General features: G+C 72.9%; 11 protein-coding genes. 2 read left to right on the top strand and 9 right to left on the bottom strand.

Annotated features, from left to right (window positions below; translation table 11 throughout):
* Window positions 1-327 precede the first annotated feature (327 nt).
* Together ACIA8R_RS25620 and ACIA8R_RS25615 are read left to right on the top strand one after the other, a co-directional pair.
* A complete protein-coding gene (locus ACIA8R_RS25620) occupies window positions 328-462 on the top strand; it encodes a hypothetical protein (protein ID WP_357702791.1) in 135 nt (44 codons plus the stop codon).
* On the top strand, window positions 462-1,553 hold the full coding sequence (locus tag ACIA8R_RS25615; RefSeq protein ID WP_397040747.1) for a YeiH family protein: 1,092 nt from the start codon (window positions 462-464) through the stop codon (window positions 1,551-1,553). Before ACIA8R_RS25620 ends, ACIA8R_RS25615 begins: the two co-directional genes overlap by 1 nt.
* 32 nt (window positions 1,554-1,585) lie before the next feature.
* Here the strand turns inward: ACIA8R_RS25615 and ACIA8R_RS25610 are convergent, their stop codons facing one another.
* From ACIA8R_RS25610 to ACIA8R_RS25570, 9 genes are read right to left on the bottom strand one after another with little or no spacing between them, the layout of a single operon-like run.
* On the bottom strand, window positions 1,586-2,125 hold the full coding sequence (locus tag ACIA8R_RS25610) for an OsmC family protein (RefSeq protein ID WP_397040745.1): 540 nt from the start codon (window positions 2,123-2,125) through the stop codon (window positions 1,586-1,588).
* A 23-nt stretch (window positions 2,126-2,148) separates the two neighbouring features.
* On the bottom strand, window positions 2,149-2,769 hold the full coding sequence (locus tag ACIA8R_RS25605) for a VOC family protein (protein WP_397040743.1): 621 nt from the start codon (window positions 2,767-2,769) through the stop codon (window positions 2,149-2,151).
* A complete protein-coding gene (locus tag ACIA8R_RS25600; protein ID WP_397040741.1) occupies window positions 2,766-3,332 on the bottom strand; it encodes an alkylhydroperoxidase domain protein in 567 nt (188 codons plus the stop codon). Before ACIA8R_RS25600 ends, ACIA8R_RS25605 begins: the two co-directional genes overlap by 4 nt.
* Complete coding sequence (locus tag ACIA8R_RS25595) at window positions 3,329-3,913, bottom strand: CMD domain protein (RefSeq protein WP_357702801.1); 585 nt, start codon at window positions 3,911-3,913, stop codon at window positions 3,329-3,331. The genes ACIA8R_RS25600 and ACIA8R_RS25595 overlap by 4 nt, the downstream gene beginning before the upstream one ends.
* Window positions 3,910-4,902: a putative FMN-dependent luciferase-like monooxygenase gene (locus ACIA8R_RS25590; protein ID WP_364086641.1), complete on the bottom strand. Its 993-nt coding sequence runs from the start codon at window positions 4,900-4,902 to the stop codon at window positions 3,910-3,912. Before ACIA8R_RS25590 ends, ACIA8R_RS25595 begins: the two co-directional genes overlap by 4 nt.
* Entirely contained in the window at window positions 4,899-6,446 is a 1,548-nt protein-coding gene (locus ACIA8R_RS25585) for a dipeptide ABC transporter ATP-binding protein (protein WP_397040739.1), read from the bottom strand. The genes ACIA8R_RS25590 and ACIA8R_RS25585 overlap by 4 nt, the downstream gene beginning before the upstream one ends.
* Window positions 6,443-7,231, bottom strand: a complete 789-nt coding sequence (locus tag ACIA8R_RS25580) for an ABC transporter permease (protein WP_357702807.1) — start codon at window positions 7,229-7,231, stop codon at window positions 6,443-6,445. Before ACIA8R_RS25580 ends, ACIA8R_RS25585 begins: the two co-directional genes overlap by 4 nt.
* Entirely contained in the window at window positions 7,228-8,157 is a 930-nt protein-coding gene (locus ACIA8R_RS25575; RefSeq protein WP_397040737.1) for an ABC transporter permease, read from the bottom strand. Before ACIA8R_RS25575 ends, ACIA8R_RS25580 begins: the two co-directional genes overlap by 4 nt.
* Window positions 8,154-9,776, bottom strand: a complete 1,623-nt coding sequence (locus ACIA8R_RS25570) for a TIGR04028 family ABC transporter substrate-binding protein (RefSeq protein ID WP_397040735.1) — start codon at window positions 9,774-9,776, stop codon at window positions 8,154-8,156. The genes ACIA8R_RS25575 and ACIA8R_RS25570 overlap by 4 nt, the downstream gene beginning before the upstream one ends.
* Between the last annotated feature and the right edge of the window lie 41 nt (window positions 9,777-9,817).

The following is a 9,817-nucleotide window of genomic DNA, read 5'->3' as shown; positions in this document are numbered from 1 at the left end:
CACGTCCGGCCGTGTCGCGCCCAGTCGTGCCGCGCCCGGTCGTGCCAGGCCCAGTCGTGTCGGGCCCGGGCGGGGGGGGGCCCCGCCCCCCCGGCCCCCCCGGGGCGGGCCCCCCCCGGGGCCCCCCCCCGCGCGCCCCCGCCCCCCCCCCCCCCCCCCCCCGGCCCCCCCCCCCCCCGCCGGGGGGGGGGGGGGGGGGCGCGGGGGCGGGCCCGCGGCCGGGGGGGGGGGGGGGGCCCCCCCCCCCCCCCCACGTCCCACCCCCCGATGTGAAAGGCACCTGACCACGCCTTTCACGTCTCACCCCCCGATGTGAAAGGCACGCACATGAGCACCGACGAATCTCCCACCGGGCGCGAGAGCCGCGTCGCGGTCAACGAGGACTGGGCCGCCACGGCCGTCGGCCTGGTCCTGCTCGTCCTCGTCCTCACCGGCGTCATCCCCGTCGGGCTGGTGCCCTGATGAGCACCGTCACCGGCGACCGCGCGACCTGGCACGGGACGGCGCTCGGCGTCCTGGTCGTGCTCGTGCTGGCCGCCGCCACCCGCGTCCTGGAGAAGGGCGTCCCCGGCTGGTTCCCCGGGTCCGGCCTGGCCAAGGCCGTCGAGTTCCCGGTCTACGCGATCGCGCTCGGGCTGCTCGGCAACGCGCTGCTCACCGCGTCCGGGCTGCGGGAGCGGCTGTCCGGCGGGTTCCGCACCGAGTTCTTCATCAAGACCGGGCTGGTCCTGCTCGGCGCGTCCATCAACCTCAAGGTGATCGTGACCGCCGCCGGACCGGCCGTGGTCCAGGCGATCGTGCTGATCAGCGCGGTGTTCCTGTTCACCTGGTGGCTCGGCGGACGGCTCGGGCTCGACGACCGGCTGCGCGCGCTGCTGTCGTCGGCCGTGTCGATCTGCGGGGTCAGCGCGGCCATCGCGGCGGCGGGGGCCGTCCAGGCCAGGAAGGAGCAGCTCGCCTACAGCGCCAGCCTGGTGATCGCGTTCGCATTGCCGTCGATCTTCGTCCTGCCCGCCCTGGCCTCGCTGCTCGGGCTCCCGCCCGAGGTGGCGGGGGCCTGGATCGGCGGCAACATCGACACCACCGCCGCCGTCACCGCCGCCGGGACGATCGCGGGCGAGGACGCCCTGGCCATCGCCACGATCGTCAAGGTCACCCAGAACGCGCTCATCGGCGTCGTCGTGGTCGCGCTGACCGCCTGGTTCGCCTTCCGGGTCGAGCGGCGGGCCGACGCCGAACGGCCCGGCCTGATCGAGTTGTGGCGGCGCTTCCCGAAGTTCGTGCTCGGGTTCGTCGCCGCGTCCGTGGTCGCCACCTGGTGGCTGACGACGGTCGCCGCGGGCGAGGGCAAGGCGGTCATCGGGGTCGCCAACGACCTGCGGACCTGGTTCCTGATCCTGGCGTTCGTCAGCATCGGGCTGGAGTTCCGGGTGTCGGCGCTGCGTGAGGCCGGATGGCGGCCGGTCGCCGTGTTCGCCGCCGCGACGGTGGTCAACGTGGTCGTCGCGCTGGCCCTGGCCCTGGCGCTGTTCTCCGGTTTCACGGCCGGCTGAGAGCCCCGCCCCCGGGGGGCGGGGCCGTCCCGCTAGGCGACGGGCAGCTCGGCGGGGTCCGCCACCCGCACGATCGAGCCGCTGATCTGCTGCGGGTTGCGGATCAGGTTGAGGATCGGGCACACCCGCTCGACCTCGGCGTGCAGCCCGGCCAGCTCCTCGTCGGAGGCGGGCGAGCTGATCTGCACCTCGTAGGTGAAGTTGTGCGGGGACACCGGGACACCCTGGTCGCCCGGGAGCTGGGCCTTGGGGTCGTACTCGGCGCGGACGTCCACCTCCAGGGAGTCGATCGGCACCTCCAGCTCGGCCGCCTTGATCAGGAAGATGTGCGTCACGCAGCTGCCCAGGACGCCGGCCTGGAGCTCGGGCGAGCCGGGGCCGAGGTCGTAGCCGGCGAAGTCGGGGCCGCTGTCGCTGATGATCTGGAAGTCCCTGATCCTGACGCGCCGGATCCCGCTGCGGCCCTCGGCCGTGACGTGGGCGTGCAGCGGCACCGGGCCGCCCGCCGGGGCCTCCCGGCGGGCCAGCAGGGCGGCGCGCTTGTGCGACAGGTACTCGCGAAGGGTGCTCATGGGTCTTTCTCTCCGGAAGGGGTTCAGCTCAGGGTCACGTGGCCGAGCGGGGTGTCGATGACGGCCCGCAGGGCGGGCTCGGGCCCCTCGGTGACGTCGAGCGTTACGTCGAGCGCGGCCAGGTCGCGGCGGAGCGCGCCGGGGTCGGGGTGGACGGCGGCGAAGGAGACCAGGCCGACCAGCGGCAGGTCCGTGGCGGCCGGATGGGTGGTCGAGCCCCAGTCGATGAGGAAGGGCACCGGCCGGACCGCGGCCGGCTCCTCGCGCCGGGTGAGCCGCCACTCCAGCAACTCCCCGGACGGGGTGCGCCGGGACAGCGGCTGCACGTCGCCGGGGTCGTAGCCGCGCTCGCGGGCCAGCTCCACGGTCTTGTCGAGGTCCCGCGGATGCACGGCCCAGGCGGCCAGGCGGGGTTCGGTCAGCGTCTCCAGCCCGAACGCCCTCGGCCGCACCTCCGACTCCGGGTCCGGGCCGATGATCTCCAGGTACGCGTCCGGCCCGAAACGCACCAGGTAGTTCGCGGTGCCCCCGGGATGGCTGCCGCCCCGGACGGGCCGCACGCCGGTGCGCGCGGCGAAGTCCTCAACCCCCTTGAGCAGGTCGGGCACGGCATGAACGAGGTGGTCGAGGTGACGGTCGGTCATCGGTGGTCCTCCGGTTCGCCGAGTGAGAGCATGAGCCGGTTCGCCCAGTTGAAGAAGGCGGCGGCGTGGATGGTGTCGCTGATCGCCAGATCGTCGAGCCCGGCCGCGCGCAGCGCCGCGAGGTGCTCGGGCCCGAACTCGACGGGCGTGGCGGCCAGCGCGACCGAGGCGTCGACGACCGCCCGCCAGGTGTCGTCCTGCGGCGCGTCCACCCCCTCGTCGAGCAGGCGCTGCACGTCCTGCGGGCGCTTGGAGTGGTGGGCGGCGAAGCGGGCGTGCACCGACGCGCAGAACACGCAGCCGTTGCGCCGCGAGGTGGCGGTCGCGGCCAGCTCGCGCTCGGCGCGCGGCAGCCCGCCGTCGGCGTTGTAGAAGATGTCGTTGTCGGTCTTGGTGCGCGCGTGCAGGATCTCGGGGTCGCGGGCCAGCAGCAGGAAGTACGGCGACGACGCCCGCGCCCGGTCCACCAGCGCCTCGTGGTGGGCCTCGGTCAGCTCCTCCGGCGCGAGCGGCGGCAGCCAGGGCTTCCAGCCGAGCTGTTCCCGGGTGAATCCGGTGCTCACGCGGCCACCTCCTGGCCGAGCAGCCGGAGCCCGCCGACCACCCTGACCTGGAAGGCGAGGAAGGCGACGAGCTGCGACAACGTCACCACGCCCGTCGGGCTCCAGCCCGCCGCCGCCAGCGCGTCCAGGGCCTGCCGGCTCGCCTCGCGCGGCCGGAAGACCAGCAGGTGCGCGTGCTCGAACGCGGCGGCGAGCCGGACGCCCAGCTCGTCCGGGTTCCGTACCCGGTAGCGCAGGCCCTCGTCGCTCTCGGCGGCCAGCGGCGCGGGGTAGACCCCGTACGGGCCGGTGGTGACGCCCGCCTCGACCTCCGCCTCGACGGTCTTCAGCAGGCCGGGGGCCAGCTCGGCGAGCCGGTCGGCGTAGAAGCCGGCGACGACGGCGTCGCGGTGCAGCCCGGCCACGAAGGCCGCGACCGCGTCCCGTTCGACGAGGGTGACCTCGCCCTCCTCGTCAGGGACGAAGAGCGCGTCGAAGCCGCGCTGGGCGTGCTCGCGGGCGGCGGGCCGCAGGTCGCGCAGCTTGTCCAGGCGGGAGCCCGGTCTTATCCCGGCCAGGTGGTCGATGACGTCGTTGATCATGTGGAGCTCATTTCGGTGGAGGGGAGCCAGCCGAGCGCGGGCGCGACCTCGGTCGCCAGCAGCTCGATCGAACGGAGGACGAGCGGATGCGGCGGGTCCACCGAGTGCACCTGGAAGACCAGGTCGGTGACCCGTTCGAGGGTCGGGTCGGCGCGCAGGCTGTCGATGACGTCCTGGGGGGTGCCCACGTGCACGTCGAAGGCGGCGATGCGGCTGTCGAGGTCGCCGCCGGGCAGCTCCCACGGCAGCGGACGGCGGCCGAGCCCCGCTTCGGCCAGGCGCAGCGCCTCGGCCCTGTTGTCGGCCACGAACGCGGTCCGCGAGGCCACGATGCGCGGGACGGCGCCCGCGGGCAGGTTCTCGTGGTAGGCGTCCACGATCGGCTGTTGCAGGTCGGCGAGCGTCGCCTGCGGGTCGTCGGCCGGCCGCGGCTGCGTGCGCGAGAGCATCAGCCCGTTGCCCGCCCGGCCGGCCCGCGCTCCTCCGGAGACCGAGAACGTCGCCTCCCAGACGGCGCCGGCCAGCCGGGGCGCGGGCGGGTAGAGCCGGTTGCCGCCGCCCAGGTCCTCGCCCGACCAGGCCCTGAGCAGGATCGACAGGTGCTCGGCGTACAGGGTGGCGCGGTCGCCGCTGTCGTGCCCGAACGGCCCGAACGACGACGGCGTCCCGCCGCTGCCGACCCCGACCTCCAGCCGCCCGCCGGTGAGCAGGTCGAGCACGGCGGTGTCCTCGGCCACCCGGACGGGCTGCTCCAGCGGGAGGGTGATGATGCCGGTGCCGAGACGGATGCGGCTGGTCCTGGCCGCCACGTGGGCGAGGAACACCAGCGGCGCGGGGAGCCCGCCCTCCTCGCCGTCGAAGTGGTGCTGGGCCACCCAGGCGGTGTCGAACCCGAGCGACTCCGCGTGCGCGATCTGCTCGGCGGCCAGCCGGTAACGCTCGGCCGGAGGCGCCTCGTCCAGGACCCGGGTGAAGAAGCCGAGCCTCATCGCACCGGCTCCGGGATGGCGGCGAGCAGCTCGCGGGTGTAGTCGTCGGCCGGGTCGGTGAAGACCCGCCGGGTGGATCCTGATTCCACGATGCGTCCTTTGTTCATGACGGAGACGGTGTGTGAGATCTGCCGCACCACCGCCAGGTCGTGCGAGATGAAGAGATAGGTCAGGCCGAGGTCGCGCTGGAGCTGTCCGAGCAGGTCGAGGATCTGCGCCTGGACGGTGACGTCCAGCGCCGAGACGGCCTCGTCGAGCACGAGCACCTCCGGGCCGGCGGCCAGCGCGCGGGCGATGGCCACCCGCTGCCGCTGCCCGCCCGACAGCTCGCGCGGCCTGCGGGAGCTCACGTCGGCGGGCAGCGCCACCCGGTCGAGGAGTTCCGCGACTCGGGCCCGGCGGGCGGCCCGGTCGCCGAGCCCGAAGTTGCGCAACGGCTCCTCCACGATGTCGGCGATCGACTGCCTCGGGTCCAGCGACCCGTACGGGTTCTGGTGGACGAGCTGGACGTGACGGCGGAATCCGCGGCCGTCGGGGGCCCCGGTGACGGTGACCGTTCCCGACGTGGGCTCGGCGAAGCGCACCACCATGCGCGCGGTGGTGGTCTTGCCCGATCCCGACTCCCCGACCAGGGCGTGCGTGGTGCCGCGCGGCACCTCGAACGAGACGCCGTCCACGGCCCGGAAGGCCCGCCGGCCCGAACGGAACTCCTTGACCAGGTCGCGGACCACGATCGCGGGCTCGGCGGCCACCGGCTCGCGGAAGGGACGGGCCGACAACGCGGGGGCGTCGTGCAGCAGCCGCCGGGTGTAGTCCGCGCCGGGCGCCGCCAGGATCTCCCTGGTCGGGCCCTGTTCCTCGACGCGGCCGTCCTTCATGACGACCAGCCGGTCCGAGCGGCTCGCGGCCACGCCGAGGTCGTGGGTGACCAGCAGCACGGCCGTGCCGAACTCGGCGCGCAGGTCGTCGATGAGGTCCAGGATGCGCCGCTGCACAGTGACGTCCAGGGCGCTGGTGGGCTCGTCGGCGATGATCAGCCGGGGTTCGAGCGCGACGGCGATGGCGATCAGCACGCGCTGGCGCATGCCGCCGGACAGCTCGTGCGGGTACTGGCGGGCCCGCGTCTCGGGGTCGGGCAGGCCGACGCGGGTGAGCAGTTCGACCACCCGGCGCCGGACGGCGGCCCGGTCGCCGCGCTTGTGGATGCGCAGCACCTCGGCGATCTGCGCCCCGACCGTCTTGACCGGATCGAGGGAGTTGGACGGATCCTGCGGCACGAGCCCGATCTGCGCCCCGCGTACGGACTCCATCCGCCGCGGCGACCAGGTCGCCAGGTCGTTCTCGCCCAGCAGCACGCTGCCGCGCTCCAGCGAGGCGTTGGCCGGCAGCAGGCCGATGATCGAGTGCGCGGTCGTGGTCTTGCCGGACCCCGACTCGCCGACGACCGCGACGACCTCGCCCGGCTCGACGGTGAAGGAGACGCCGTGCACCGCCGGGCGGCCGTCGTAGGAGACCGCGAGGTCGCGGACGTCGAGCAGGCTCACGAGGACTCCTTGGCGATGGACCGGCTGATCCGGCCGGCGGCGAGCACGACCGCGACCACCACGGCCCCGGGCAGCGTGGTCAGCCACCAGGACGTGGCCAGGTAGTTGCGGCCCTCGGCGATGAGCAGCCCCCACTCGGGGGTGGGCGGCTCGGCGCCGTAGCCGAGGAAGCCGAGCGTCGAGATGGCCAGGATGGCCACGCCGAACTGCAGGGCGGCCAGCGCGACGACGGGACCGAGCGAGTTGGGCAGCACGTGCCGCCACAGCACGGCGGTGAACCGGCCGCCGCTGCCGAAGGCGGCCTCCACGTAGTCGGTGCGGCGCACCCGGACGACCTCCGAGCGCGACAGCCGGGCGAACGCGGCGACCGAGCCGACGCCGACCGCGACGGCCACGTTCACCGTCCCCGGGCCGAGCAGGATGATCACGACCAGGGCCAGGAGCAGGCCGGGGACCGACAGCAGCACGTCCACGACCCGCATGACGGCGGCGTCGGTCACCCCGCCGAGCGAGCCGGCCAGCAGCCCGAGCAGCGTGCCGAGCAGCAGGCCGACCGCGACGGCGACGAACGCCCCCGACAGCGAGTTCACGGCTCCGTGCACCACCCGCGCGAACACGTCACGCCCGACGGCGTCGGTGCCGAACAGGTGCTGCCCGCTCGGCGCCTGGAGCTTCTCGACCGGCACGCCGGCGATCGGGTCGTACCCGGTGAACAGGCCAGGGACGACCGCCCACAGCAGCACCACGGCGATCACCGTCCAGGACAGGATCAGGCCGGCCCTCACGACGCCGCCTTCAGCCGCGGGTCGAGCACCGGGAACAACACGTCCACCACCAGGTTGACCAGGACGAACACCGCCGCGGCGAGCACCACGACGGCCAGCATCACCGGCGTGTCCTGGGCGGTCACGGCCTGCTCGGTGAGCCGCCCGATGCCGTTGCGGCCGAAGACGGTCTCCGTCACGACCGAGCCCGCGATCAGCTCGCCGAACGTCAGGCCCGCCACGGTCAGCGTCGGCAGCACGGCGTTGCGCGCCACGTGCCGCCACAGGATCCACCAGCGGGTGGCGCCCTTGGCCGCGATCACCGGCACGAACGGCTGCGCGTACACCTGGTCGATGCCGCGCGCCAGCACCTGCGCGATGGGCGCCGAGATCGGCACGGCCAGCGTCACCACCGGCAGGACGAGCTGCTGGAGCTCGCCGCCGCCGATGACCGGCACCAGCCGCAGCCGGAAGGAGAAGGCCTGGATCAGCAGGATCCCCAGCCAGAACGCCGGGACCGAGATGAACAGCGACGGCACCGACAGCAGCGCCCCGCGCAGCCACGACGTCCTGCTGTAGCTCGCCACGAAGGCGATCACCACGGCGAGCAGCACCGCCAGCGCGAACGCCGCCGAGGCCAGCCGGGCCGTCTCGGGCAGCGCCTCGCCCAGGCGCTCGACCACCGGGGTGCCGGTGTCGATCGAGTAGCCGAAGCCTCCGGTCAGGAAGCCGGACAGGGTGCGCAGGTACTCGCCGATCGGCGAGCCGCCGCTGTAGTACGCCCGGATGTCGGCGATCTGCTGCGGCGACAGGCCGAGCTCCGGGTTCTGGAACTTGATCAGGATCGAGTCGCCGGGCAGCAGTTGCAGCAGCACGTAGCTCGCGGTGAAGGCGGCCCACAGCACGAGCACCGCCTGCCCGGCCCTCGTCAGGAGGTACCTGGTCATTGCTGCGTCTTCCAGGCCGAGTAGAACCACGGGCGGGCGACCGCCTCGAAGGCCACGCCCTTGACGTACGGCGCGCCGCCGTACACCTGGGGCTCCTCGAACAGGGGGATGGCGTAGCCCTGGTCGATCACGTAGCGCTGGATCTCGGCGACCTTGGCGTTGCGCTCGGCGTTGTCGGGCTCGGCGGACTCCTCCTCCAGCAGGGTGTCGAGCTTCTTGTCCTTGGAGAGGATGACGTCGCGGTTCTGGCTGTGGAAGTGGCTCTTGATGACGTCCTGGTCGGCGCGGCCGACCATGCTGTGCGCGACGGCGGTCTTCTCGGCGTCCTTGATGTCGACGGCCTGGGTGCCGGCGTCGGCGGGGCGGATCTCCAGTTGCACGCCGAGCTTGGCCCACTGCTGGCCGACGAGTTCGAGCGTCTGCTTGGACAGCGGCTGCGGCCCGGCCACGAAGACGCCCAGCCGCAGCTTGACGCCGCCCTTCTCGCGCACGCCGTCGGCGCCCTTGGTCCAGCCGGCCTTGTCGAGCAGCTCGCCGGCCTTGACCGGGTCGTAGGCCAGGTCCTTCGACAGATCGACGTACCCCTGGGCGAGGTGGCTGAGCACGGAGGTGGCGCGCGGGTAGCTCGCGGTGAACAGGGTGTCCACGACCTCCTTGACGTCGGTGCCCGCCTGGAGCGCCTTGCGCACGTCGAGGTCCTTCAGGATGCTGTTGGACGGCCGCAGGTACAGGCCGTTGTTCACGCCCCTGGTCGGCTCGGCGTAGATCTGGAAGCCCGCGTCCTTGACCGTCTTCTCGTCGTAGGCCTGGACGTAGCGCACGAAGTCGGCCTGGCCGGAGGTCAGCGCGCCGACCCGGACGTTGTCCTCGGGCGTCACGATGATCTTGATCTCGTCCAGGTACGCCCGTCCCTGGTGCTTGGAGGAGGGCGGCGCCCAGTCGTAGTCCTTGCGCGCGGCCAGGTCCACCTCCTTGTCGACGATCTGGTTCTTCAGCGTGAAGGGGCCCGAGCCGACGATGTTCTTGAGCTGGCACTGCTGCTCGTACGGCAGCGAGATCGTCTTCTTCGACACCAGCCCGGCCCCGATGACCGAGGTGCCCTGGAGGAACCCGGGCGAGGGCTTCTTGAAGTGGAACTTGACGGTCAGCGGGTCGATGACCTCACTGCGCTCGTAGTTGTTGACGAACTCGGCGACCGGCAGCTTGAGCTCGGTGTTCCCGAGGCCGTACACGTCGAAGTTGGCGGCGACGGCGGCGGCGTCGAGCGGGCTGCCGTCGCTGAAGGTCACGCCCTGGCGCAGGTGGAAGGTGTACTCGGTGGCGTCCTTGTTCACCTCCCACTTGGTGGCGATCCAGGGCTCGATCTCCAGGGTCTGAGGGTTCTGCCAGGTCAGCTTGTCGGTGATCTGGTTGAGGATGCCGCCGTTGGGATAGAAGCCGGCGGCCGGCAGGTAGAGGCAGGTGGGCGGCTGGTGCTCCAGGTAGGTCAGCGTGCCGCCGTAGACCGGCTGATCGCTGGACGGCGCCGCGCCGGCAGCACCCCCTTGACCTCCACAGGCGCCGAGGAGCCCAACGACGGCGAGCATGACGGCTGCGGTGCGCAGGTTGGATGAGGACATGGGGGTACTGCCTTTCAGACAAAACATACCTAAAAAGTAGG

It is taken from the genome of Nonomuraea sp. NPDC051191 (genome assembly GCF_044455665.1).
Classification (GTDB): Bacteria; Actinomycetota; Actinomycetes; order Streptosporangiales; family Streptosporangiaceae; genus Nonomuraea.
The sequence above is the reverse complement of the archived record's forward strand: the minus strand, read 5'-3'. Positions and strand labels throughout refer to the sequence as shown.

Excerpts from the sequence above, each read along its gene's own strand:
- ACIA8R_RS25570 (WP_397040735.1), bottom strand. The coding sequence starts at position 9,776 with ATGTCCTCATCCAACCTGCGCACCGCAGCCGTCATGCTCGCCGTCGTT.
- ACIA8R_RS25575 (WP_397040737.1), bottom strand. The coding sequence starts at position 8,157 with ATGACCAGGTACCTCCTGACGAGGGCCGGGCAGGCGGTGCTCGTGCTG.
- ACIA8R_RS25615 (WP_397040747.1), top strand. The coding sequence starts at position 462 with ATGAGCACCGTCACCGGCGACCGCGCGACCTGGCACGGGACGGCGCTC.
- ACIA8R_RS25610 (WP_397040745.1), bottom strand. The coding sequence starts at position 2,125 with ATGAGCACCCTTCGCGAGTACCTGTCGCACAAGCGCGCCGCCCTGCTG.
- ACIA8R_RS25620 (WP_357702791.1), top strand. The coding sequence starts at position 328 with ATGAGCACCGACGAATCTCCCACCGGGCGCGAGAGCCGCGTCGCGGTC.
- ACIA8R_RS25595 (WP_357702801.1), bottom strand. The coding sequence starts at position 3,913 with ATGATCAACGACGTCATCGACCACCTGGCCGGGATAAGACCGGGCTCC.
- ACIA8R_RS25605 (WP_397040743.1), bottom strand. The coding sequence starts at position 2,769 with ATGACCGACCGTCACCTCGACCACCTCGTTCATGCCGTGCCCGACCTG.
- ACIA8R_RS25590 (WP_364086641.1), bottom strand. The coding sequence starts at position 4,902 with ATGAGGCTCGGCTTCTTCACCCGGGTCCTGGACGAGGCGCCTCCGGCC.